Origin of the sequence: Microbacterium schleiferi (assembly GCF_015565955.1) — a bacterium.
Lineage (GTDB): Bacteria > Actinomycetota > Actinomycetes > Actinomycetales > Microbacteriaceae > Microbacterium > Microbacterium schleiferi_A.
On record NZ_CP064760.1, the window covers coordinates 2,052,953 to 2,077,588 of the forward strand.

Here is a 24,636-nt window from a genome sequence, read left to right on the forward strand (position 1 = left end):
CGGCATCCATCTTCTGTGTGCCGTGGTGGAGATGGGGGGAATCCACAGAACCGGTCAATCTGTGCCAGAACGTCCTGATTTTATGCGGCTTTCCGTAGCCGGAAGGGGCGTGAAAGGCCTGAGGTCACACTATCGGTCACGCTATCTGCCGTTTCTTCGCTCCACGGCGCCAGCACTTTCGCTACGACCCATCCGACCAAGCCGCGAGCAGGTACCCGCGGATATCTATCGCCCAGAGCAGTACGGCTGCCCAGTCCATGATGCCCCCACCTGTCTCCACCACACCGTGGAGTCATTCTGGCAGGCGCGTCCCGCGCACCACGAGAACAGGGGGTGGCGAACCATCGCCGTCACCCGCTGCGCACCGTCAGAGGCAGTCACCCGGTGTATTGGAAATTGGTGATCACCCAGCCCCCACGAGCCTCATCCCACCCGAAGAAGGCGGCTGAGGAATGCTGGTAGTGGTTGGAGTAACGCAGCTTGGTGCCGTCTTCCAACGGGATAGGGTTGCCTGGGGCTGAGCCGATGCCGGAGAGGGAGTACCCGTTGCCGTCGTTGAACTCCGAGAAGCGTTCCCGCAGCTGCTCCTCTGTCTCATCCCACGAGATCCACTCAATGACGGTGGTGTCATCAAAGGGGTAGCTCCGTAGGTGGTGGTTGTCCACATATCGCGGTAGGAAGGCTTCGCAGCCGCCCACCGCGAGGGTCACGGCTTCCGCCTTCTCCGACAGGTACCTACAAGCCTCCGCATACTGACCCTCATAGGTAAGGGTCTGCCAGGAGAGGGCGGCTTCCTCCAACGTTGCCCACGCTGCGGTGTCAGGCTTCCGGCTGGGGCCGCTCCCCTCCTGTGGTGCCGGTGGAACTCGCTCCGCACCCGATGAGGGTGAACGCGAGGGAGATGGCTGCGATGGCGGTGACGGTTGCTATGCGTGCGCTTCTCATGGTGACTTCCATTCGGTCATATCGGGCCTCCCGCACAGGTGGAGGCAACCGGATCGTACGGCCCCGAAGCAACATTCGGGCACCTCACGGGACCACTGGACCGTGCGTGCGCGATCGTTCAATGCGCACCCATTCTCCGGACGTCCCCGAGCCTGCCGCTATGCTCTCCGTGAGCTGGGCGGCTCTGCCAGAGGACATTGGGGGACTACAGATGCGTTGGAAGAGCTTTGTTGCGATGGCGGCAGTTCCGGTGCTCGGGATCGGGATTGCTGGATGCGCCGCACCCTCAACTGAAGCGGAGACCGGAACTACTTCGGCTGCTGAACTCGTTGATGTTGGCGATTACCTGCTCTACGAAGAGGATCCAGAAAACATGGATGACTGGTACACAGCATCCGCCGCCAAAGATGGATTCGTAGAAACGGATAGTGGTTCATATTACAGTTGGTGGGTTCCGTCCCCGGAAGAAGACGGAGCATCCATGTTCACCGACACCGTCTGGAACAGCGGTAGCGATACATACAAACAGGAGCTACAACAAGCGGGGTACACAGAGGCAGATGTCTTTGAGGCGCGCCACCTCGCATACCAGATGATTCAGATTGCTTTTGATTCCGAAATGGTAGACAAGTCACTCTCAGATTCTGAGAGGGCTGAGTGGGTAACAGCTGTCTCAGCCAACATCCCGCTATCGGATGAGGTTCAGTCGCTGATGAGCCAGAACAACACGCAGGTTGTACTGCTGGGCTTCAAAGACGGTGTTGGTCAGTTGCCGACGCTGATTCAAGATGGAGTACCCCGCTCTGTAACGACTACCGGCTTTCTGGCAACACCGTCAGGGTTCACTCTCAAAGATTCTGGCAATGGTCCATTCATGGATGCGGCTTTCAACGTTGACATCGCCTACCGCGTTTCAGATGAGTCCATGCGGGCTTATCTGGAAACCCAGGGGGCTTCCAACATCCCCCAGGATATTCTCGGTGATGGAGTAGGCACGAACCTTCTCCACGTGCGCGGCACTTACAATGTGGCAGTTCAGAAGCAACCGGACGGCTCACTCCAGATCGTAGGGCTCCAAGACACGTACGAGATCTCCACCGACTTCTGACCGGGACGTTCCAGCTTGCGTGTGCGTTTGGGCGTAGCGCACCCGTTCTCCAGGTGTCCCCTAGCCTGCCGATATGCTCTGCGTGAACGGACGGCTCCAATGGAGCAACCCTGGGGGACTGATGAACACGCGTTGGAAGAGCTTTATTGCCGTGGCTGTTGTGCCGGTGCTGGCATTCGGCGTTGCTGGTTGCGCCCAGCCCGAGGAACCTTCCTCCGCTGCGTCAGAGCCTGCCGACGTCACAGCTGCGCCCCAACAGAAACCCACACTTGACGACTTTGGCGATTACCTCTCCTACTCGGAAGAGGTTGACGGGGACTCCTACTACGGCTTCCTCGCCAAGGATGGGCTGGTGGAAACCGCAGATGGTTCCTACTATCGGTGGTTCGTCCCCACGCAAGAGAACTCGTCTGGCGTGTACGACAGCTGGGGAACGGACCTGGGGGTTTTCACAGACAACGGCTGGACCGATCAGCAGATCGTGGCAGCGAAGCAACTCGCCTTCCAGATGGCGACCCTCGCTTTTGACTCCGACGCTGCCGACCGCACATTCAGCGATAGTGAACGAGCGGAATGGGTGAATACGGTCGCAGCCAGTCTCCCCATGTCTGATGAGATCAAGGGGCTGCTCTCCCAACCAGACAACCAAGTTGTCATCGAAGGCTACGCCGATGGCCTCGGGCAACTACCGCAGCTCCTTCACGACGGAGGACCACGTTCGGTAACGCGCAACTTCGGCAACTACCTGACGCCGACCGATTTCAAGCTGGTTCAGAACGACGCGGGTACCGTCTTCGGGAACGCTTCTTTCCGCATGGATGTGTCGTATCGGGTGTCTGACGAGGCTATGGCGGCGTACCTGGAAGCGATCGGTTCGTCCAACATCCCCGAGGACATCCTCGGTGATGGCACGGGCACGAACCTGCTTCATGTGCGCGGCACGTACGAGGTCGGCGTCCAGAACCAGCCTGACGGTTCAGTCCGGATCGTCGGGCTTGAAGACAAATACGAGATCTCCACCGACTACTGACCGGGACGCCCCGATGTGCGTGTGCGATTGAGGATTGGAAACGCACACACGAGCGTCCCCCACCAGGTCATCTCTCGCGCCCGACGCCGCACCCACCGAAGACACCTCCGACGGGCACGGACACATCGCCACCGCAGCCGAGGTGGAAGAGCCACCGCTCGCCCTCATATCCGTAGACGGTGACGGCAACGTCGGCATGCTCGACCTGCTATCGGAGGAAGCCACAGATCTCGGATCCGTCGAGAAGCCGCGTGCACTGGCGACCGATGGCCGATATGCCTTTGTCAGCACCACGGACGGAGTCCAGATCGTTGACTCCGCCCGGTGGAGCTGGAATCACGGCGACCACTTTCACTACTACCTGGGTGCCCCGCAGATCTCCGGAACGGTCCCCGGGTCAGGTCCGGTCACCGTCACCTGGGGGATGCTCGCCACTGCGGGCTCCACCGCGATGCACTTCGAGGGATCCGGCGAAGCCGTTCTGCTCGATAACCGCGCCCTCGGTGAAGGGGAGATCGTCGAGCGCTTCCGGGTGGACGCCGCGGCAGGGGCCGTCGTCGTCCCTCTCGGCGAGGGAGCAATTATCAGCGACGGGGACACGCTGGCGGCGTACGACTCCACGGGCACGAAGACCGGGCTGTCTGCGGTGTGCACCGAACCGGCGGGAGCGATCACGACGGTCGTCGGGCTCGTGATCGGCTGCGCCGAGGGTGCCGTTCTGGTCGGCGGAGACGACGAGACCGCCGAGTTCACGCTCATTGCCTACCCGGACGATCTCGAGGCCCCTCGCGTACGTGAATTCGACGCCCGAAAGGGACGTCCGACGGTGGCAGGACTGACCGGTTCGTCAGGATTCTGGCTGCTCGACACTCGCGAGAAGTCGTGGACGTATGTCGCGACAGAAGACACACCGGTGCGCGTGAGCGCGGTCGACGACAAAGACGGTCACGTTGTCACGCTGGATGCCGACGGCCGCGTGCGGGTCTACGCTGCAGCAACCGGCGAAGAGATGGCTGTCACAGACACGCTCGTCGACCAACCTGGCGAGGGGACAGCGCTGGCAGTCGATGGCCAGCGCGCATACGTCAACGATGCAGTGGCCGGTGTGGTCTACGAGATCGACTACGCCGACGGAGCCCGCGTGGCCCGCTCTCTTGATACATCAACGCTCCCTCTGTACATCGCGGAGGTGGGACGATGATGCCGTCACGCGCGCTCGCCATGGCTGGTGCCGCTCTGGCAGCACTCGCCCTCGCGGGTTGCACCCCAAGCGCGGTGGACATCCGGCCCCACGTCGTCGTCACGACCAACATCCTTGGCGACGTCGTGGCGGAGATCGCGGGCGACCAGGCAGAGGTCATCAAGCTCATGAAGCCGAACGCCGACCCGCATTCGTTCGAGATATCTGCGCAGCAGGCGGCAGCGATGGAACACGCTGACCTCCTCGTCGCGAACGGGCTGGGCCTCGAGGAAGGGCTGCAGCAGCACGTCGACCGGGCGCGTTCGGCAGGGGTAGCGATGGTCGTCGCCGGTGAGGTCATCGAGGTGCTTGACTATGCCTCCGGAGAAACCGCCGGGGTGCCTGATCCGCACTTCTGGACAGACCCGGCGCGTGTGGTCGACGTGGTCGAGGCAGTCGAAGCGGCGCTGATCGAGGTCGACGGCGTCGACGCGGCGGCCGTTGGAGCGAACGCGGATGCCTACCTCGCCGAGCTCGGCGAGCTCGACCACGAGATGGTCTCAGCTTTCGCTGCCATCCCGGCCGCTCAGCGCGCTCTCGTCACGAATCATCATGTCTTCGGCTACCTCGCCGACCGGTTCGACTTCGAGATCGTCGGCACCGTCATCCCCGGCGGGACGACCCTTGCGGCGCCGAGTGCGGCAGACCTCCGCGACCTGGCGAACGCAATCGAGACCGCCGGCGCGCCGACGATCTTCGCCGAGTCTTCGCAGCCAGACCGGCTCGTTCAGGTTCTGGCGCGCGAGGTCGGCCTCGACGTCGACGTCGTCGAGCTGTTCACCGAGTCCCTCACCGACCCCGGCGAAGGCGCCGACACCTACCTCGCGATGATGCGCGAGAACACTGCGCGCATCTCCGACGGCCTCACTCGCTGAGGCAACAATGAAAGGAAACACCATGACACAGCACAAGCGCCGCGTCGCCTTCGCCGCGACCGTGGCAGGCATCTCGCTGCTCGCGGCGGGATGCGCGAGCGGAACGACCGAGAGTCCTCGCGAATCGGATGCGTCGAGCAACTCCGTCGATGCGGCTGAAGGACGCATCGCGGTCGGCTATGAGGGCGGCGTCGCCGTCCTCGATCCGGAGACCCTCGAAGTCGTCGGAGAATTCGCATCGGAGGACTTCGTCCGCCTCAACGCGTTCGGCGACGGCCGCACCGTCGCCGTGACCACCTCCGAGGGCTTCCAGATCCTCGACACGGCCGAGCCTGCCCTCACCGATCTCGTCTTCGACGCGACGGCCGCTGGCCACGTGGTCATCCACGGGGGAAAGACCGTCCTGTTCGACGACGGAACGGGAACAACGACCATCGTCGACACCGATGCCTTCGCGGACGGATACGGTTCGCTCCCCGAGGCGACCGCTTACACGTCCGACGCGCCCCACCACGGCGTGTCGATCGTCCTCGAAGACGGCCTGCTTCTTACAACCGTCGGTGATGAGAACGGCCGTACCGTCATCGTCGGTGACTACAAGAACGATCCCGATGACGAGAGCTACCTCTTGAACGCGGTCGCTCTCATCGACACTGCCGCGCACAGCTACGAGGTCATCGACCTCCCCGACGAGGTGCAGTACACCTGGCGCGACGTCGCTCGCGGCCCCGGCGACCGTGCCTACATCCTCTCGACGGACGGCCAGATCCATGTGCTCGACCCCGAGACCGGAGAGATCACCGACGCGTATCCGGTCATCGAGGCATGGGAGGGTCCCGCCGAATGGCAGAACCCTCACCCGGCCATCAAGGTCGACGGCACCATCGCGTATGTCACCGAGCCGGCGAAGAACTCGATTCACGCGATCGACCTGACCACTGGCGAGGTCCTCTCCAGCGTCGAGCTCGACCACACCCCGAACGAGATCGCGATCAGCTGATCTCGTTCGACTCATGAGACAGGCACCGGTGCGGAACCCTCGGGGGGATCCGCACCGGTGCCCTCGTCCCCCGTCGACGTTTCCCGTGTGCAAGGAGGCACCGTGACCGAATCCACGAGCGATCAGGCACCCACTCGGGAGAGCGCGAAACGGGAGACGGTACGCGAGGCCCTCGCCCGGGCCGACGGGTTCGTCTCAGCCCAGCAGCTACACCTGCAGATCACGCGCCATGGCGAGTCCATCGGGCTTGCCACCGTCTACCGGCATCTCGGGTCTCTCGCAGACATGGGCGAGGCTGACACGGTAACGGTGAGCGCTGGCCAGCTCTTTCGCACGTGCCACAGGCCGAAGGACCATCATCATCACCTCATCTGCGAGGCGTGCGGAAACGCGGCCGATATCGACCCTCCCGATGAGGACTGGATCCGTGCGGCCGCCGTTGAGCACGGCTTCACGGTCACCCATCACCGCATCGAGGTATTCGGCCGATGCCGCGAGTGCGGGAAATCCGACAGTGTGACAGCGGCTTCGGCATCCATCTTCTGTGTGCCGTGGTGGAGATGGGGGGAATCGAATGAGGCTTGGGGCATGTGAACGACCCGCATTCGGCGCCGAAAACCGCTGAATCCTGCGGCTGTCGAGGGCATGCGCCGACAGGAACATGCAAGAAGAATCGCCCACATTCATGGCAAATGCGGGCGATATGTGGGCGATCCGACGGAGGAGATTCTCAACATCGAATCGATGGAGATCGGGGAGTTGACCAAGGCCGCAAACGCCGCCGCGTGGCTGATCCCCGGCTTCAGTCAAGGCTACGCCGCTCGCGCTCGCGAATCCATCCGAGTCGCAGCGACGCGGGAATCACATGCCGATCGAGGGGCCGGAACGCGAGGGGCTCGAGCCCGGCACCCGGTGTGGCCCCGTCATCCGTCGCTGCTCGTCCTGCTGCATGCGGTTGTAGGTCTCACGGGTGATCAGATCTGCAGCCAGCCCCTGCTGGCGCGCCCGAGCCATCATCCGGGTCGCAGTGCTGACGCTCACGTTGAGGTAGTCCGAGACGAACTTGAGCGGAGCGAGATTGATGGTGGATGCAATCCGGTACAGGACGATCGCCTGGTCGCGAGCCTCGGTCGGCGTGCGATCGCTGTGTGCCCTCACGTCTGCGAGATAGGACGACAGCGGCTGGAACTCGCCGCCCTCTCGTGCGACCGTGACAATCCGGAACGCGGATGCCGCGACGAGCCACTGGACCCGCGCTTCGCGCAGCACCTGCGCCGTGACCTCATCGCCCTCGCCGACGCGGTCGACACGAACTGTCGCGGCTACCGCGCGACGCAGGGCGTGGTCGTATTCGCCGTGGAGTCGGATGGCGCCAGGCACGCCGGGCTCACCCGTCACGATGACGTCCCAGGCAGTCGGGATGCTGATGCCATCGCCTACCTCGACTCGCTCGGGCGCGATCGACTCGACGACAAGTTCGGTCATGCGGCGAGTCTGCCATGCGCATTTCTGGAGGGCAATGCGTGACGTGAAGAATTCATGTCGCGCATTGCTCACTTCGGGTGTACGGTGTGCGCAAGTGCTGTCACGCACTGCGCAAACACCATGGGAGATGGAACGATGAACCAGACATCGACGTCGCTCGCGTTGACGATGAAGGCTGCTGCAGAACTCGTCGGCGTGGACTACCGCACGATCAAGCTCGGCATCGACAGCGGGACGATCCCGACTGTCCAGCTGGGCCCCCGGCGAATGATCCCGAGGGCTGCATTGCTGAGGATCTTCGGCGTCGAGCCCTGACTACTCGGGTCAGCCTTCGCCGGCGAGCATGCTCACGAGAAGAGCGATCATCAGTTCCTTCTCTTTCGGGTCGCTCATCGCGACCATGAGCGTGATCGCTGCCAGCGCGTTGTTGGAGATCCGCGCCACGCCGCGCGCGTCATCGAGCACCTGGTTACGGGCGAGGAAGTGCACGAACAGCGCCGCCGCGCTGCGCTTGTTCCCGTCGGTGAGCGGGTGGTCCTTCACGACGAGGTAGAGCAGATTCGCCGCCTTCTCCTGCACCGTCGGGTACAGATCCACTCCCCCGAATCCCTGATAGATCGTCGCCACCACACCGCGCAGCGCGTCGCCCCGTTCGCCGCCGAACAGCGCGTCGACCGGAAACTCCGCCCCGACTTCGTCAATCACCGCCCGCGCCTCGTCATAAGTCAGCGTCCAGGTCGGCACATCGCCGTCAACAACCGGGATCTCGCCCTCGTCGTAGTCGCGGAGCGCGCGCAGGCTCGGCAGATATCTGGCGACGACTTCGGCTACCCCGGCAACGAGCTGATCAGTCGACCGCGACAGAACCTTCACAAGCGAGTCGAGCTCCAGGAGCCGGCGCTCGTTGGTCGCGACTCCCTTCAGCATGTATCTCTTGAGCACATCGGTCGACCAGCGGCGGAACTCCACAGCGCGGGCGGAGTTTGCGCGATACCCGACTGCGAGGACGACGTCGAGGCTGTAGAACGTCACCGGCCTGGCGACCCCAGCAATATGCACTTTTTGCATATTGCTCTCGGAGTCCACCTCATCCGACCGCAGGATGTTGCGGATGTGGCGCGAGACGCCCGACTGATCGATCCCGAACAGCTGCTCGATGTCAGCCTGCGACGCCCACACGGCCTCACCCTCCGTGCGCAGCTCGAGGGACACCACACCATCCATGGACTCGAAGATCTCGATCGCCGACGTCATTCGCCTAGTTCACCATGAGCGGCCGACAACGGAGCGCGATCGCACCGGGTCTGTTGCTCCGACGTCTTTCGCGCGGGCGATGGCATCGGTACGCGAGTCAGGACTGCCTCCGTCAGATCGACATCCCACGCCCCGCGCTCGGCGCAACGTGAGGCCCGCGGGTGAAGGCCTCGTGTCGATCTCGAACCTGCGCAGCCCGCTGCATCTCTGCCTGGGCTGCGCGCACGGCGTCCTGCATCGTCAGCTCCGTGGTGCCGCGCAGCATGCAAGTCGCGACGTTCGCGCGCGCGGCGCGGCCGGTGGGTGCGACAGTGACCACCTCGTTGTGCTCGCGTCCACGGGTGAGGCCGACGTAGAGGCCGGCGGCGTCCACGTCAGGGCCGACGATCGAGGCATCCACCGTCTCGCCCTGGATGCCGTGCACGGTCGACGCGTACGCGAGTTGCACGTGCTCGAGCGCGTAGACGCGTGTGACCTTCCGCACGTCGCCGCTGTCGTTGACGGATCGCAGCAGCAGCGAGTCTTCGGCGATCTTGCTGACGACCCAGGTGGCGCGATTCTCCACCCCCACACGACGATCGTTGCGGCGCGTCTGAACGGTGTCGCCGACGAGGATGCGCTGCTCCCCCATGCCCCACGCGAGAACGGTCGGGTCCAGTTCCCCGCGATCGACCCGCCGCTGCTGGATCTCGTCGTTGAGTGCGCCGGCGTCGCTATTGGCGCCGGTGACGAGCGCGACACGCTTGCCGCGCGCCTGCCATGCGAAGTAGGCGTCGATCATGTGCCGATGGGCATCCTCCGCATGGTCGACTCGTGTCAGGTGCCCGCGTTCGTCCAGTCGGCTCGCGATACGCGCCGCGTGCTCGGCATCGTCGGGATGCCGCAGCTCGAGCGTGAGGGCCGCGTACTCGGCATCCGCAAATCGGTGCACCGCGTCCAGCTCGACCGCGGCGCAAGCGTGCCGGACGGCGGCAGCCATGGCACCCACGTGTCCGACGGGGAGAGCTTGATAAGGGTCGCCGACCATGGCGACGCCGACACCGCGCTCGTGGGCGAGTTCTGCGAGCGCGTTCGCGACCTGCAGGTCGACCATGCCGGCCTCGTCGACGACAATGCGGTCCCGCGCGCGCAGGACGAAGCTCGTCGGGCCGTCGTAGATCGCTCCGGTAGCAGCATCCACGTCGCCGATCGACAGTCGATGCCAGGTCGTGGCACCCGCGGCATCCGTGCCCCACCGGAATCCGTGATCCGCGAGGAGCGCGTGGATGCTGGTTGCGGCCGCGCCGACCTCGCGCGCTGCAACCGAAGCCGCCTTGCGCGTGGGCGCGACGATGAGCATGCGTCGGCGTTGCGCGCTCAGCGCGCGAAAGACGACCCGCAGCATGGTCGTCTTGCCTGCACCGGCCGGCCCGGTGACGGCGACCAGGCCGTCGCTTCCGGCGATCGCGGCTGCGGCGACGAATTGCGCCGAGTCCAGTTGGCCGCACTCCCCACCGGCCTGCTTTCGCAGTTCGGTGGGGAGGAGGGAGCGTCCGGGCGTTGCGATTCGGTCGAGCCGGTGCGAGAGGAAGATCTTCGACCTCATCGTTTCGGTCGCCATGAAGACCTTGACGTGCGCGGGGGCGTCGGCCCCGCCTCCGAGGTCGACCGACTCGCGCAGCGCTCGTGCGGTGACGTCGTCGATCACCTGATCGAGGTCGGCACGCGCGGCGACGATTCCACTGCGTGAGAGCGCGCGGATGGCGCCGGCGCGCACGTCGAAAGCACTGAATCGCCCACTGGAGCCCACAGAGCGCCCGTCCGCGTCGACGATCGCCATCGCCGCGAGCAGGTCACGATCGAGCACCGCAGGATCGACGTGATCGAGTTCGACCGTGGCGCGCTCCTGGCGCAGGGTCTGATCGATCTCGGCGATCTCGTCGCGCACGACTGCTTCCCACGAGCCTTCATCGAGGCCCTGGGGCTTGTTCGGCCTCGACACCGCCCACGCGCGCCGATCGATCTGCGTCAGCGCGTCCATGCTGGGCGCGGACCCGCCGTGAGCAGACGTCCATTCAGCGATCAGGCGTGCACGGTTGGCTTCGATCTGCGCGGACCGACGAGACAGCGGGCGCACGGTAGCGGCCAGCTCAGCGATCTCGCCGTCGATCCCGATCGTGTAGCCGTGGCGGGCCAGCGCTGCGATCCACTCAGGATCGGTGCGCGCAGCAAGCTCACCTTCGGCATTCACAACGGTGTGCAGCTTCATCGCGACTCGGGAGTCGACGTTCGACCACCTGCCGTCGGCGCCGAGCACCTTCACGTTGAGCCACAGATGACGATGGATGTGCGGGTCAAGCGCGCGCGAACGGCGGTGCTGCAACTCGACAACCTCGAGCCGGGTGATGTCTTCGCGGATGAGCCCGTTGTGTCCACGTCGGGCATTGAGTTGCCGCTGCCAGGTGAGGAGCACTTGGTCTCTCAGCCGGTCCTGCAGCGCTTCGAACTCTCGTGCGAGCCCAGGATGCAGAAGCGCGGCGATGCTGTAGGACTTCGGGTGATTGATCGTCCCGTCGAGCACCAAGTCAGCGTCGGGACTCAACCGCTGACGGCCTCGTTCCTCCCCCGTGATCGGATCGTGGCCGGTCAGCCATACGCGGAGTCCACCGGCGGTCAACTCGTCGCTCGAGATGGCACCGTTCTCCACGATGAATCTCGATACGGTCGCACCTGAGACATCGCTGTAGTTCTCGAGCGCTTCGACACCGTAAAGGTGCGGGAGGTGAGCATCGCAGGTGCCCTCCATCGCGTACGCGATCGCGTGGCGGACCCCGCGCGAATTAGCACCCCGTTTCCAACGCTCCAGGCCACCTCTCATGGCGCCAGGGTACGACCGGTTTTCTCGATTATCCAGGGATTTTTCCGAAGTGTAGCCAAGTGGCGGCGGATGCAGATTTGTGCATGCGGACCGGCCGCGGTCATCCCGTGATGCCTGCGTGCATCGTCATTCGCCAGGTGATCAGTTCGATGCTCGTCTTCGCCGTTCGGTCACCTCGTCGCGGCACTGCGTCGCGATGTGTCGGAGCCCCCTGTCTCGCAGCGGCGAGTCCGTTCGGAAGCCTAGAGCGATCATCTCGCGGTCGCGTTTCGGTAGCTCGGCAGCGGGGAGGCCCACTCATTGCTCCAGCGAGGTGCCCGCAGTCGCCCGGAGCAGGGCGGGCACTCCATCGGCCGGGCAATAGCAACGCGGCACTGGGACGACGCGGCGACGGTGTCGCGGCGGATCTGGCGACCGAAGTCGCCCATCGCCGGCATGCCCTTGCCGACCCCCTCCACGCGCCCGGTCAAGGACCCTCCACTAGTTCAACGCACGGATGGGTAACACTGCCTAGCAGCAGTCCTGGTCACACAGTTCAGGCGGGCAGCTGAAGGGCTCGCAACAGTAACTAATCACGACACCTCCTCTGCTTCGAATTCTTGATCGCCGTCGTCGTTCTGGAGCAATTCGAACGGTGATTCGATGTCGCCGCGCCAGGCCTCGATTCCCTCGCGCATCGCGAGCGCAGCGATGATCAGTGCGGCGATCGAGTCGGCCCACGTCCAGCCGAAGAGCGAGTTCAGCAGCAGGCCGATCAGCACGGTGCCGGACAGGTAGATGCACAGCAGCAGTTGCTTGGCGTCTGCCTGGACGCTCTTGGACCCGAGTTCGCGGCCGGTCCGGAATTGGAACCACGCGAGTGCGGGCATGACGACAAGGCTCGCGACCGCGATACCGATGCCAAGCGGGCTGTGCTCAACCGGTTCGACGCCGGCGAGGGCGATGATCGCGTCGACGGTGACGTACACGGCAAGCGCGAAGAACGCGATGCCGATCGCCCGGACGGTCGGCTTCTCCCACCGTTCGGGATTCTTCCGGGTGAACTGCCATGCCACCGCCACGGCCGAGAGGACCTCGATGAATGAGTCCAGACCGAACCCGATCAGCGCAGCCGACGACGCGGCCGCACCCGCAGCGACCGCGATAATGCCCTCGAGGATGTTGTAGGTGATCGTGAACGCGACGATCAGTCGCACCCGCCGGTGCAGCGTCACGCGGCGATCAGCCGTGATCGCCGCGCTCATTGGACATCCTGCACACAGCAGCCAGGAACGGTACAGGCCGGGTCGATACACGGTGCGCTCTCGTCCACCGCGAGCGTCACTTCGAGCAACGAGGTCAGCGCGTGGGAAAGATGCGGATCGGCGATCTCGTACCGGGTCTGCCGGCCCTCAGGCTCGGCGACCACGATGCCACAGTCACGCAAACACGCCAGGTGGTTGGACACATTTGACCGGGTCAGCTCAAGCTCCCGCGCAAGCACAGCCGTGTAGCTTGGCCCATTCAGCAGAGTCATCAGGATCCGTGAACGCGTCGGGTCCGCCATGGCCCTGCCGAGCCGGTTCATCACATCCACTCGCGTGGCAATAGTCAGCACGCGATGACTATACAGTTTGTGCTGACCTATCACGTAGTCGCACTTCAGCCGGCTGGCAGAGTGAATCGGCTGCACTTTCGTTCCGTTCTTCAAGCAAGGATGGAACTCGATGAACAGGAAGTACTCGCCGGAGATGCGTGAGCGTGCGTTGCGGGTGTTCGCGGAGGCGCGGCCGGAGCACCCGAACATGATGAGCGCGGTCCGTCATGTCGCCGGTCTGCTCGGGATGAGCCCGGAGACGCTGCGCCTCTGGCGGCGCCGCTACGAGGTCGACGCCGGCACCAAGCCAGGCGTCTCGACCGACGCCGCTCAACGGATCAAGCAGCTGGAGAAGGAAGTCTCGGAGTTGCGGAAGGCGAACGAGATCCTCAAGGCTGCGAGCGTGTTTTTCGCGAAGGAGCTCGACCGCCCCTGACCGAGATGATCCGGTTCATCGACGAGTACCGGGATCGCTTCGGGTCGAGCTCATCTGCCGTGTCCTGCGACCGGCAGTGCAGGGCTTCCTCACCTCCCGCGGCTACCGCGCGGCGCGAAAGACCGCGCCCCGTCGGCCCGACAGCTGAAGGACGAACTGCTGGTGCCGGAGGTCGCGAGGCTGCATGCGGAGAACTACGGCGTCTATGGGCGCCGTTCACCACGCGGTCCGACAAGACGACGCCGCTGCCGAGTGATCTCGTGAACCGAGGGTCCAGACACCTCCGTCTCCAGCTCTTCCCAAACTCTTCCCAAGCGGCCGCTGGAACAGCAAGAACTGCGGAATCTCGCGGGAGAGCTCCCGATTGAGAAGCGCGATCCCTTCGTCTTTGAAATCTCAAACGGCCAGATTAGCGCTAGTTTCCGTCGTCGAGCGTGACCGAGCAATGCTCTGAAATGTCGGAAAGGGCTTTCATGGCGGAGACGGAGGGATTTGAACTCTGAAGGTTCGACATTTCCAACATTTCGACGGCCACAGTCCCGCATGATTCCGCGGAATCACTGCATTCCACGCTGTGCTCAGTGACGGTCGTTTGCGGTCGATTCTTCCCAAACGTTTCCCACGTGCCGGAGCCGTTCGGGCGAGCGATCCCGGGGATGTGCGGCCAGGCTACCACCCGCGTCGATCACGTCTCCGGCCACTCAGTGTTAGCCCGTGCGCGGCCGCAGGTCGGGACGTTCGTCCCGACCTGCGCCGTCCGTATCGGACGTAGGGTGGACGTGTCCTCGATACCCACCCAGGGTATGCGCGAGGTCATCGCAGGTCTTGGTGACCTGTCCAGAAGGAGTGGTGTTCTGATGATGTGGGATGACGGCGACGGCGGCTACGACATGGGCTTCGGGATGGGCATGGGCTGGGGCTGGGGTTGGCTGTGGGTCATCCTCATCCTGATCGGGATCGGGCTGCTGGTGTTCGTGGCGATCCGGCTGAGCACGCGCACGAACGCGGCCCCGCCCGCCGCCGCACCTCCCGCGGTCGGCACGCCGGCCCCAGTGGCTGAGGTGTCGTCGGCGCGGCGGATCCTCGAGGAGCGGTACGCGCGCGGTGAGATCGACACGGATGAGTTCAACGAACGTATGCGTACTCTCAACGGCGCATGAGCGGGGGGATCACACGCCGGCAGGCTCTGACGATCGGCGCTCTCGGTGTGGGCGCGCTCGGCATCGGCGCGACCGGGTTGGTGTGGACGACGGTCGGATCGCAGACCTCCGGGAGCGGAACGGCGACCGCGACGTCGGGGGCGGCCGGGTGGGTCGAGCCGTCGGTGCTGGAGTCGGTCGACGGTGTGCTCGATGTCACGTTGCAGGCGGCCGAGCGGGAGGTGGAGGTCGGTGGCGCGTCGGTGCGGATGCTGACCTACAACGGCACCGTTCCCGGACCCACGCTTCACCTCCGTCCCGGTGATCTCCTGCGGGTGCGGCTGCAGAACGACCTCACCGACCCGACGAATCTGCACACGCACGGTCTGCTGGTGTCGGCATCCGACAACAGCGACAACCCGTTCCTGCGCATCGGTGCCGGGGAGAGCTTCGACTACGAGATCCAGCTCCCGGACGATCACCCGGCCGGAGTGTTCTGGTACCACCCGCATCATCACGAGCTGGTCGCCGATCAGGTGTTCGCAGGCCTGTACGGGGCGATCGTCGTGGACGAGGAGGACTGGACGGTCACGCCCCCGCGGGTCGTGGTCGTCTCGGACGTGACCGTCTCAGGCGGCGCTGTCGCATCGGTGTCGGGAGTCGAGCGGATGCTGGGACGCACCGGCGAGGTGCTGCTGGTCAACGGCCAGCCCTCCCCGACGCTTCCCGCGCCCGCGGAATCGGAGCAGCGACTCCTGATCGTCAACGCGTGCACGAGCCGCTACCTCGACCTGCGACTGGGCGATCTGGACGCCCGGGTGCGCGGTATCGACTCACACCGCCGCACCCCGCAGTCCGCGGATCGGCTGGTCCTCGCCCCGGGGAACCGCGCCGATGTCGTGATCACCACTCCCACAGCGGCGACGGACCTGATCGCCGCCGCCTACGACCGAGGGCAGGCGGGGATGGGGATGATGGGCGGTGGTTCCACGACGTCTTCCGAGGCTGTCGTGCTCACCGTGGTCCCGGATGCCGGAGCGACGCCCCCGTGGTCGCCGACCCGGTCGTCAGTGCCCGCCGCGACCTTCGCGAGACCGCGGTCGACGGCACGCGGACGCTCACGATGAGCATGGGCATGGGCGGCGGCGCGGGCATGCGGTTCCTGATCGACGGGCGCGCGTTCGATGCGGGCCGGACCGATCAGAGTGTGACGATCGGGACCGTCGAGGACTGGACGATCGTGAACGTGTCGCCGATGGACCACCCGTTCCACCTGCATGTCTGGCCGATGCAGGTCCTCCGCACGGGAGGCGCCGACGTTACCGGTCTCGACGTCCGAGACGTCGTCGACGTGCCCGCGGGGACGTCGGTCACGGTGCGGATCGCGTTCGACCGGTTCCCCGGCCAGACGGTCTACCACTGCCACATCCTCGACCACGAAGACCTCGGCATGATGGGCGTCGTCGACGCCGCGTAACCCCGCGCTCGCCCCGCGGGCTCGCCCGCCGGCCGAGCGCGGTTACGATGGCTGGGTGCCGAAGGGGCAGCGGATGAACGAGTGGTCGAACGCAGCGGGTGGCGGCAGCGCCTACCGCCGGTGGTTCGCCGTGATCGTGGTGTCGCTGCTGATGGCCGGGCTGGTCGGCATGCACGCATTGTGGACCGGGTCCTCGACAGCACACGCCGGAACGACGTCGACGCTGATCGCGGTCGACTCGACCGGGGGAGACCACGACGCCGCTGCCACGTCGGCATCCGTGGCCGCGTCGGCACCGTTGTCGGCGCCCGCCGATCTCAGCGCCGACTGCGCGGGGTGTGCGACGGTCGGCAGCCATGATGTCGCGGCGATGTGCGTGACCGCGCTGATCCTCATCGTTCTGCTCGCCGTTCGAGCTCTGCCCAGAGAGGTGCGCATCGAAGTCGCTGCGATGGCCCTCAGCCGGCTGCGGGGCGCGATGCGCGCGAGTGCGCGCCCCTCCTCGCCGGATCTGACGGCGCTTTCGATCAGCCGCACGTGAGGGGAGTGCCCGACGTGTCGGGCCCACCCGGTCTTCGCCGTTTCGGCGCCACCCCTTCACATTGATAGAGAGAAACCCCATGCACTTCCGCGTTCGCGCGGCGGCGGCTCTTGCCGCTGTCGCCACCCTCACCCTCACCGCCTGCACCGCACAGACCACGACCGCGGGCGACTCCCACTCGTCCGCCCTGTCCACACACATCCACGCGATCATCACCGACCCGGCCACCGGCACCACGATCCTCGGCACCCACGACGGTCTCCTCCCGGTCGATGCCGACGGCGGCGTCGGGGACCCGATCGGCGGGTACGAATTCGACGCGATGGGGCTCGCCGTCACCGGCGACGCCTTCGTCGCGTCCGGCCACCCCGGCGCGAACACCCCCGCAGAGTGGGGATCCCCGCACCTCGGCATCATCCGCAGCGACGACGCCGGCCAGACCTGGTCCCCCATCGCGTACACGAGCGAGAAGGACTTCCACGCCCTGACCGCCGGACCCGACGGCACCCTGTACGGGCTCTCCACCGACGAGCCGGCTGTGCTGACCAGCACAGACGGCGGTTCGACCTGGACAGCGGCAGGCGCGAACATCTCCGCGTACGCGCTCACCGTCGACGACACCGGCACCGTCTACGCCACCACCCCCGGCGGGGTTCTGTTCAGCGTTGACGGCGCAGCCACCTTCGCGCCCATCGCGGATGCGCCGGCACTGTATCTGCTCTCGGCAGCCCCCGACCACTCGACACTGGTCGGCGTCGACGTCGAGGGCACGATCTGGACCAGCGCGGACGCCGCCGCATCGTGGGTCGAAGCGGGCAGTGCGGACGGTCAGGCGCAGGCGGTCGCTCTCACCTCGTCGGGAGAGATCGCCGTGGCCGACGACAGCGGGCTCCGGCTCCTCGGCGGCGACCAGTAATCCGGAACCTGCGAATCGGGAGGCGCACGTGAGCGAGCAGGACACGAAGATCAGCCTCGTCGGCTCGGTGGCGCTCGGCACGGGAGTGATGATCGGCGCGGGCATCTTCGCGCTCGTCGGACAGGTCGCCGGACTCGCCGGCGACTGGTTCCCGGTGGCGTTCATCGCCGGCGCCGCCGTCGCCGGTGTCAGCTCGTACGCCTACGCACGGTACTCGAGCGTGAACCCGTCGGCGGGCGGCATCGCGATGCTGCTGAAAGACGCCTACGGACCGGGCGTGGTCGCCGGGTCGTTCTCGCTGTTCATGTACGTGTCGATGGTGGTCGCCGAGAGCCTCCTCGCCCGCACCTTCGGCACCTACCTGCTGCGGCCCTTCGGGCTCCAGGACTCCGTCGTGCTGGTGCCGCTGCTGGGCATCGTCGCGATCGCGGCCGCCGCGGCGGTCAACCTCGTCGGCAACCAGCTCGTCGAACGCTCCGCACTCGTCACCGCCGTCCTGAAGATCGTCGGCATCGCGGTGCTCGCAGCGGCCGGTCTCATCGGTGCAGCAGCGACCGGGGCGGGGTTCTTCTCGCACAGCTCGGACAGCGGCGACGGCATGCTCGGGGTGGTGGCCGCCGTCGCGCTGTGTGTGCTGGCGTACAAGGGCTTCACCACGATCACCAACCAGGGCGATGACCTGAAGGACGCCAAACGGAATATCGCCCGGTCCATCACGATCTCGATCGCGATCTGCGCCGTGCTGTACCTGCTGATCACCCTGTCGGTCGGGGCGAGCATCGGAGCATCCGGCGCGATCGACGCCCGCGACTACGCCCTCGCCGAAGCAGCCGACCCGCTGTTCGGCGCGTGGGGCGTCGGCATCACCGTGGCCGTCGCGGTGATCGCGACCCTCTCCGGACTGCTCGCCAGCCTGTTCTCCGTGTCGCGCCTGTACGGGATGCTGCAGGACATGAAGCAGGCACCCGCGCTGCCCGCGCGGGTGCCCCACCAGCCCCTGCTGATCACCGCCGCGGCCGCGATCGTCCTCACCGCGGTGTTCGACCTGGGCCGCATCGCAGCGCTGGGCGTGTTCCTCTACCTCACGATGGACATCGCCGTGCAATGGGGAGTGCTCCGTCGCCTGCGCGACAAGATCGACGCGCACCGCTGGCTGCCCATCGCCACCATCGTGCTGGACGTCGCGATCCTCGCCGCGTTCACGATCAGCAAGGTGCAGTCCGACCTGCTCACCGTCGGCGTCGCGGCAGGCCTCGCCGCCGTGATCTTCGCCGCACAGGCATGGGTCGTCACCCGTCGGCACCGAACCGAGACGAGCGACCGATGACCCGACGCACACCGACGACACTGCGGCGTCTCACCGCCGCCAGCGTTGCCCTCGTCCTCACAGCCTCCCTGGCATCCTGCTCCGACAACCCCTCTCCGACCAGTACCGGGCGGGCGACAACAAGGGGTTCATCGCCGCCGACGGCTTCCGAGTCGTCGAGATCCCCACAGCAGACCGCAGTCGACCCGTCACGTTCCAGGGAGTGCTCGACACCGGCGACACCGTCACCAGCGACGAGTACGCCGGCGATGTCGTGGTCGTGAACTTCTGGTACGCCGCATGCGCGCCGTGCCGTGTCGAGGCGCCGGAGCTCGAAGCCGCGCACGAGGCGTTCGCAGACGATGACGTGTCCTTCCTCGGCGTGAACATCTACGACAGCGCCGCCGCCGCGACCGCGTTCGCCGACACCTACGGCATCACCTACCCCAGCGCCCTCGCGACCGTGGATGGGTCCGTGAAACTCGCATTCGCGGAAGAGACACCGTTGAACGCCGTCCCGACGACGATCGTGCTGGACCGCAAGGGCAGGGTCGCCGCCCGCATCATCGGCCAGCTCAGCAGCGCCTCGATCCTCAAAACACTCATCTCCGAGACACTGGACGAATCGTGACCCTCGTCGACGCCGTCGCCGGCGGATCCCTGCTCGTCGCCATCCCGATCGCCGTGCTCGCCGGGCTGGTGTCCTTCCTCTCCCCCTGCGTCCTTCCCCTGGTGCCCGGCTACCTCGGCTACATCGGCGCCGCCGCAGCACCCCGCACGACACACACACCCGCGCCTCGAGCACACCTCGACGAGCCGGACAGCACCACCGACGCGGAGTGCCACGACCCGACCGCGGCCGCCCCGGTATCCGCCGCTCCGACCCCGACCGCGACTCTCACGACCGGTCGGCACCGTGTTGTGATCGGCGTGGTGCTGTTCATCGCCGGATTCACCGTCGTGTTCATCAGCGTGGCTATGCTCGGCGGCACCGCCGGAAGGCTCCTCCTGGAATACGCCGACCCGATCACCCGCGTCCTCGGCGCGTTCATCATCATCATGGGCGTGGTCTTCATCGGCGGCCTCCGGTTCGCGCAACGCACCATGCGGCCACGCGTGCGCGGAAGGATCGGATTGGCGGGAGCCCCCTGCTGGGCATCGCTCTCGGCATAGGTTGGACACCCTGCATCGGCCCCACCCTCGCCGTCATCCTCGGGATGTCCTTCGATCAGGCATCCGCTGCACGCGGCGCGCTCCTCGGCCTCGCATACTCGCTCGGTCTCGGCATCCCGTTCATCCTCCTCGCCTTCGGATTCGGCTGGGCGACCCGATCCGTCGGAGTGATGCGCCGCCACATCCGCCTGATCAACATCATCGGCGGCACACTCCTCATCGCGCTCGGCACGCTCATGGTCACGGGCCTGTGGACCGCGCTGATGTCGAACCTGCAAGGCGTGTTCTTGAGCGTCCCCCTCCCCATCTGACGACACAGCAGTCCCCGCACCCGACGTGGATCCCCTCCCGAGGGAATACCCCTAGGGGGTATCGTGGTTGGGGTGAGCAAGTCTTGTGAGGGACGAGTGGGCATCACCCATCCCACTCCAAAGCGAGGGAGTCTCAATGAAGATGTCAAGCCGCGGTCGCGGTCTTCGCTGGGTCCTCGATCGTGAATGTGCGGTTGTCTCGCAGAAGCGCGTAGAGGACGTCGACTCGTCTGCGGGCGAGTGCGAGGAGCGCGGAGACGTGCTTGCTGCCTTCGGCGCGTTTCTTCAGGTAGAAGTCGCGGTTTGGTCCGTCTCGGACGATCGCGGTCTGCGCGGACAGGTAGAACACGCGTCTCAGGGTCCGGTTGTAGCGCTTCGGGCGGTGCATGTTGCCGGTGCGGCGGCCGGAGTCCCGGGGAACGGGGACCAGGCCGGCAGCCGACGCGAGCCGGCCCGCGTCGGCGTAGGCGCTCAGGTCGCCGGCCGCGACGATGAGTTCCGCGCCGAGGATCGGGCCGATGCCGGGCATCGATTCGATGATCGCGGCCTGCGGGTGGGCGTGGAACGTGTCATCGACTTGGGCGTCGATCGTGGTGATCCGGGCGTCCAGGGCAAGCAGGGCGCGAGCGTGTTCGGCCACGATCTGCGCGGCGATCTTCTGCCCTGGGACGGTGGTGTGCTGAGCGTCTGCGGCGTCCAGCGCGGTGTCGGCGATCTCCGCCGCCGAGCGGACCTTCCGTTTCGCGAGCCAGGACGCGACCCGGACGCGACCTGCCCGGCGCAGTCCGTCCGGGGTCTGATATCGGGTCAGCAGCACGATCGCTCCCTTGCGTCGACCGAAATCGAACGCGCGCTCCAGGCCCGGGAAGTACCCGGTGAGGGTGTCCCGGAGGCGGTTGATCAGCCGCACCCGGTCGGCGACGAGGTCCGCGCGCAGCGCGACCAGCAGCCGCAGCTCGGCGACGATCTCCGCGGGAACCTCCACCGGCGCCAGGTCGGATCGATGGCGGACGGTCTCGGCGATGACGTAGGCGTCACGAGCATCGGTCTTCGCCTCACCCCGATAGGCGCCAGACATCCGGTTAACCGTGCGCCCGGGCACGTACCGGACGGTCTGCGCATGCGCGGCCAGCAACGTCAACAGCAGCCCGGACGCAGTACCAGTGATGTCGATGCCCCACGTGATCTCACCCCCGAGCGCGACGACCGCTCCCAGGGTGTCGAGGATCACCGTCTCATCGTTGATCACCTTCCCCGACCACACGGTCTCCCCGGCGCCGTCGACCACGCACACCCAGTGATGACCCTTGCCCGCATCGATACCCGCCCACAAACGGGGCCCTGCTGCCTCCAGTTCAGCGGCCATCATCCGAACCTCCTCGTTCTCGGCCACCATCGGTCAGCCCGAGGAACGCCCCGCCGACATCTCCGTAAACAGCGACCAGAACGCGGATCTCAATCAGCGGCCAGAGCGCCCCGGAGAGCCGGACGGCCACTCCCTCGGAGCCACCAAGGACAAAACACCATCAGCCACATCCGACCCACCCGGGCCGACTAACAACTTACGGAGCACACCATGACCGACCCACACGCGCACCACCACCACGCGCGCACCACCACCGACCACCCAGACCCGGCGGCCAAGCCGACCGACGCGGCCGTCCACGACGAGCACGCCCGACACGGCGGCCATGAGGCGCACGCCGACCACGGTGCGCACGCCGACCACGACGCGCACGCCGACCACGGTGCACATGACAGCCACGGGGAGCATGCCGGTCATGACAGCCACGCCGACCACGGGGAGCATGCGGGCCATGGCGGGCACGCCGGACATGGCGCACATCATGTCGCCCAGTTCCGGCGGCTGTTCTGGATCAACCTGATCCTCGCCGTCCCGGTCGTGGCGTTCTCCGGCATGTTCGGGATGGTCCTGGGCTACTCGGTTCCCTCGTTCCCCGGAGCACAGCTGATCTCTCCCGTGCTGGGCACCGTGATGTACTTCTGGGGCGGCTGGCCGTTCCTCAGCGGCGCGGTCAGCGAACTCCGAGCCCGCAAACCCGCGATGATGCTCCTCATCGGTCTCGCGATCACCGTCGCATTCTTCGCATCCTGGGGCGCCACCCTCGGACTCCTCCACCGTGAGCTCGAGTTCTGGTGGGAGCTCGCGCTGCTGATCGTGATCATGCTGCTCGGCCACTGGATCGAGATGCGGTCCCTCGCGCAGACCACCTCCGCACTGGACTCCCTCGCCGCGCTCCTGCCCGACGAAGCGGAACGCGTCGAAGGCGACCAGGTCGTCACCGTCTCCCCCGCCGACCTCCGACTCGGCGATGTGGTCGTCGTCCGCCCCGGCGGCAGCGTCCCCGCGGACGGCAGGGTCGTGGAGGGCCGCGCCGACATGGACGAATCCATGGTCACCGGCGAATCCCGCCCCGTCAGCCGGACCGCGGGCGACACGGTGACCGCCGGAACCGTCGCAACAGATTCAGGCTTGCGGGTCGAGGTCACCGCTACGGGCGATGACACCACCCTCGCCGGCATCCAGCGGTTGGTCGCCGACGCGCAGAACTCGACCTCGAGGGCGCAGCGGATCGCCGACCGCGCCGCCGGCTGGCTGTTCTGGTTCGCGCTGGGTGCCGCCGCACTCACCGCGCTCGTCTGGACGCTCGTCGGAGACCCGGACACCGCGGTGATCCGGACGATCACCGTGCTGGTGATCGCGTGCCCCCACGCGCTGGGTCTGGCCATCCCCCTGGTCGTGTCGATCGCCACCGAGCGCGCGGCCCGCGGCGGTGTTCTCGTCAAGGACCGCCTCGCCCTGGAGAGCATGCGGACCATCGACGCGGTCCTGTTCGACAAGACCGGCACCCTCACCAAGGGCGAGCCGACCGTCACCGGCATCTCCACCGCCGATTCCGACTCCGCCGAGACCGTTCTGGCACTCGCGGCCGCCGCCGAAGCCGACAGCGAACACCCCCTCGCCAAGGCCATCGTGCGAGCTGCCCGCGAGAAGGATCTGACCATCCCGTCCGCTGCCGGCTTCACCTCGTCCCCGCGGTCGGGGTGACCGCGACCGTCGAGAACCATGAAGTCCGCGTCGGCGGCCCCGCTCTCCTCGAAGAGCTCGGCCTCAACGAGATCGAGGATGCCGACGCGTGGCGAGCGGAAGGCGCGATCATCCTCCACGTCGTCCGAGACGGTCGGGCCATCGGCGGCCTCAAGCTCGCCGACGAGGTCCGTCCCGAGTCGCGCGATGCCGTCGACGCGCTCCATGCCCTCGGCATCGAGGTCGTGATGATCACCGGCGACGCCGAAGCCGTCGCCCACGCGGTCGGCGAGGACCTCGGCGTCGACCGGGTGTTCGCGCGCGTGCGCCCCGAGGACAAGTCCGCCAAGATCGCCGAGCTGCAGGCCGAAGGCAAGCGCGTCGCGATGGTCGGAGACGGCGTCAACGACGCGCCCGCCCTCGCCCGAGCGGACGTCGGCATCGCGATCGGCGCCGGCACCGACGTCGCCATCGCCTCCGCGGGCGTGATCCTCGCCAGCGACGATCCCCGGTCCGTGCTGTCGGTGATCGAGCTGTCCCGAGCGAGCTACCGGAAGATGAAGCAGAACCTGTGGTGGGCGGCCGGCTACAACCTCATCTCCGTGCCCCTCGCCGCCGGCGTCCTCGCTCCCATCGGATTCGTCCTCCCCGTGTCCGTCGGGGCGATCCTGATGTCGCTGTCCACGGTGGTGGTCGCCCTCAACGCGCAGCTGCTGCGGCGCCTCGACCTCACCCCGGCGAACAGCGCCCGCACGATCCTCGGCCGCTGACGCCACCCGGCGAATCACCACGCAGACGGCAACGGCGCTCCCCTCAGGCAAAGATCCCGAGGGGAGCGCCGTTCGTCGAGTCAGCCCGTGGTCGCCATCACTGAACAGCCCGCGGAGTCACCCCGTTGCTGTGGAGACCGCATCACCG

General features: G+C 66.3%; 22 protein-coding genes and 2 pseudogenes. 17 read left to right on the forward strand and 7 right to left on the reverse strand.

Going from position 1 to position 24,636, the window contains the following annotated elements; all coding sequences use genetic code 11:
• Nucleotides 1-377 precede the first annotated feature (377 nt).
• The gene (locus IT882_RS09895; RefSeq protein WP_195691735.1) at nucleotides 378-665 is read right to left on the reverse strand and encodes a hypothetical protein; all 288 of its coding nucleotides are present in this window, start codon (nucleotides 663-665) and stop codon (nucleotides 378-380) included.
• A gap of 440 nt (nucleotides 666-1,105) precedes the next feature.
• On the opposite strand from IT882_RS09895, the gene IT882_RS09900 reads away from it, so the two are divergent.
• From IT882_RS09900 to IT882_RS09925, 6 genes are all read left to right on the forward strand, one after another.
• The gene (locus IT882_RS09900) at nucleotides 1,106-2,053 is read left to right on the forward strand and encodes a hypothetical protein (RefSeq protein ID WP_195691736.1); all 948 of its coding nucleotides are present in this window, start codon (nucleotides 1,106-1,108) and stop codon (nucleotides 2,051-2,053) included.
• Nucleotides 2,054-2,174: 121 nt separating this feature from the next.
• Nucleotides 2,175-3,083, forward strand: coding sequence for a hypothetical protein (locus IT882_RS09905; RefSeq protein WP_229382044.1), 909 nt, complete (start codon nucleotides 2,175-2,177; stop codon nucleotides 3,081-3,083).
• 34 nt (nucleotides 3,084-3,117) lie between these two features.
• Entirely contained in the window at nucleotides 3,118-4,284 is a 1,167-nt protein-coding gene (locus IT882_RS09910; protein ID WP_195691738.1) for an ABC transporter, read from the forward strand.
• Nucleotides 4,281-5,198, forward strand: coding sequence for a zinc ABC transporter substrate-binding protein AztC (aztC, locus tag IT882_RS09915; protein WP_229382045.1), 918 nt, complete (start codon nucleotides 4,281-4,283; stop codon nucleotides 5,196-5,198). The genes IT882_RS09910 and aztC overlap by 4 nt, the downstream gene beginning before the upstream one ends.
• 22 nt (nucleotides 5,199-5,220) lie before the next feature.
• Nucleotides 5,221-6,198: a hypothetical protein gene (locus IT882_RS09920; protein ID WP_229382046.1), complete on the forward strand. Its 978-nt coding sequence runs from the start codon at nucleotides 5,221-5,223 to the stop codon at nucleotides 6,196-6,198.
• A 102-nt stretch (nucleotides 6,199-6,300) separates the two neighbouring features.
• The gene (locus tag IT882_RS09925) at nucleotides 6,301-6,792 is read left to right on the forward strand and encodes a Fur family transcriptional regulator (protein ID WP_195691740.1); all 492 of its coding nucleotides are present in this window, start codon (nucleotides 6,301-6,303) and stop codon (nucleotides 6,790-6,792) included.
• 267 nt (nucleotides 6,793-7,059) lie between these two features.
• Here the strand turns inward: IT882_RS09925 and IT882_RS09930 are convergent, their stop codons facing one another.
• Entirely contained in the window at nucleotides 7,060-7,683 is a 624-nt protein-coding gene (locus IT882_RS09930; RefSeq protein WP_194385034.1) for a hypothetical protein, read from the reverse strand.
• 135 nt (nucleotides 7,684-7,818) lie between these two features.
• Here IT882_RS09930 and IT882_RS09935 point away from each other — a divergent pair, with 135 nt between their 5' ends.
• Nucleotides 7,819-7,998 carry a helix-turn-helix domain-containing protein gene (locus IT882_RS09935; RefSeq protein ID WP_228480987.1) on the forward strand — a complete coding sequence of 60 codons (180 nt, stop codon included), beginning with the start codon at nucleotides 7,819-7,821 and terminating at the stop codon, nucleotides 7,996-7,998.
• A 9-nt stretch (nucleotides 7,999-8,007) separates the two neighbouring features.
• Here IT882_RS09935 and rhuM read toward each other — a convergent pair whose 3' ends face one another.
• From rhuM to cmtR, 4 genes are all read right to left on the reverse strand, one after another.
• Nucleotides 8,008-8,937, reverse strand: coding sequence for a virulence protein RhuM/Fic/DOC family protein (rhuM, locus tag IT882_RS09940; protein ID WP_194385033.1), 930 nt, complete (start codon nucleotides 8,935-8,937; stop codon nucleotides 8,008-8,010).
• A 112-nt stretch (nucleotides 8,938-9,049) separates the two neighbouring features.
• The gene (locus IT882_RS09945; RefSeq protein ID WP_194385032.1) at nucleotides 9,050-11,794 is read right to left on the reverse strand and encodes an AAA family ATPase; all 2,745 of its coding nucleotides are present in this window, start codon (nucleotides 11,792-11,794) and stop codon (nucleotides 9,050-9,052) included.
• A gap of 572 nt (nucleotides 11,795-12,366) precedes the next feature.
• Entirely contained in the window at nucleotides 12,367-13,038 is a 672-nt protein-coding gene (locus IT882_RS09950; RefSeq protein ID WP_194385031.1) for a cation transporter, read from the reverse strand.
• The gene (gene cmtR, locus IT882_RS09955) at nucleotides 13,035-13,391 is read right to left on the reverse strand and encodes a Cd(II)/Pb(II)-sensing metalloregulatory transcriptional regulator CmtR (protein ID WP_195691741.1); all 357 of its coding nucleotides are present in this window, start codon (nucleotides 13,389-13,391) and stop codon (nucleotides 13,035-13,037) included. The genes IT882_RS09950 and cmtR overlap by 4 nt, the downstream gene beginning before the upstream one ends.
• Before the next feature lie 109 nt (nucleotides 13,392-13,500).
• Between cmtR and IT882_RS09960 the strand changes: the two genes are divergently transcribed.
• The 9 genes and pseudogenes from IT882_RS09960 (at nucleotide 13,501) to IT882_RS17100 (ending at nucleotide 20,669) form a co-directional block, all read left to right on the forward strand.
• A complete protein-coding gene (locus IT882_RS09960) occupies nucleotides 13,501-13,806 on the forward strand; it encodes a transposase (protein ID WP_194385030.1) in 306 nt (101 codons plus the stop codon).
• Between the two features lie 779 nt (nucleotides 13,807-14,585).
• Nucleotides 14,586-14,966, forward strand: coding sequence for an SHOCT domain-containing protein (locus IT882_RS09965; protein WP_229382047.1), 381 nt, complete (start codon nucleotides 14,586-14,588; stop codon nucleotides 14,964-14,966).
• The gene (locus IT882_RS09970) at nucleotides 14,963-16,072 is read left to right on the forward strand and encodes a multicopper oxidase family protein (protein ID WP_229382048.1); all 1,110 of its coding nucleotides are present in this window, start codon (nucleotides 14,963-14,965) and stop codon (nucleotides 16,070-16,072) included. The genes IT882_RS09965 and IT882_RS09970 overlap by 4 nt, the downstream gene beginning before the upstream one ends.
• Nucleotides 16,069-16,422: a multicopper oxidase domain-containing protein gene (locus tag IT882_RS16490; RefSeq protein WP_229382049.1), complete on the forward strand. Its 354-nt coding sequence runs from the start codon at nucleotides 16,069-16,071 to the stop codon at nucleotides 16,420-16,422. Before IT882_RS09970 ends, IT882_RS16490 begins: the two co-directional genes overlap by 4 nt.
• Nucleotides 16,423-16,477: 55 nt before the next feature.
• The gene (locus IT882_RS09975) at nucleotides 16,478-16,963 is read left to right on the forward strand and encodes a DUF6153 family protein (protein WP_195691742.1); all 486 of its coding nucleotides are present in this window, start codon (nucleotides 16,478-16,480) and stop codon (nucleotides 16,961-16,963) included.
• 79 nt (nucleotides 16,964-17,042) lie between these two features.
• On the forward strand, nucleotides 17,043-17,879 hold the full coding sequence (locus tag IT882_RS09980) for a F510_1955 family glycosylhydrolase (protein WP_228480985.1): 837 nt from the start codon (nucleotides 17,043-17,045) through the stop codon (nucleotides 17,877-17,879).
• A 28-nt stretch (nucleotides 17,880-17,907) separates the two neighbouring features.
• Nucleotides 17,908-19,206: an APC family permease gene (locus IT882_RS09985; protein WP_194385027.1), complete on the forward strand. Its 1,299-nt coding sequence runs from the start codon at nucleotides 17,908-17,910 to the stop codon at nucleotides 19,204-19,206.
• Nucleotides 19,207-19,408: 202 nt separating this feature from the next.
• Nucleotides 19,409-19,816, forward strand: a complete 408-nt coding sequence (locus tag IT882_RS09990) for a TlpA family protein disulfide reductase (protein WP_229382050.1) — start codon at nucleotides 19,409-19,411, stop codon at nucleotides 19,814-19,816.
• A gap of 29 nt (nucleotides 19,817-19,845) precedes the next feature.
• Nucleotides 19,846-20,669 (forward strand): annotated as a pseudogene (locus tag IT882_RS17100) (cytochrome c biogenesis CcdA family protein).
• 145 nt (nucleotides 20,670-20,814) lie between these two features.
• On the opposite strand, the gene IT882_RS10000 reads toward IT882_RS17100, so the two are convergent.
• Nucleotides 20,815-22,035, reverse strand: coding sequence for an IS110 family transposase (locus tag IT882_RS10000; RefSeq protein ID WP_195694275.1), 1,221 nt, complete (start codon nucleotides 22,033-22,035; stop codon nucleotides 20,815-20,817).
• 210 nt (nucleotides 22,036-22,245) lie between these two features.
• Here IT882_RS10000 and IT882_RS10005 point away from each other — a divergent pair.
• A pseudogene (locus tag IT882_RS10005) lies at nucleotides 22,246-24,488 on the forward strand (heavy metal translocating P-type ATPase).
• Nucleotides 24,489-24,636 lie beyond the last annotated feature (148 nt).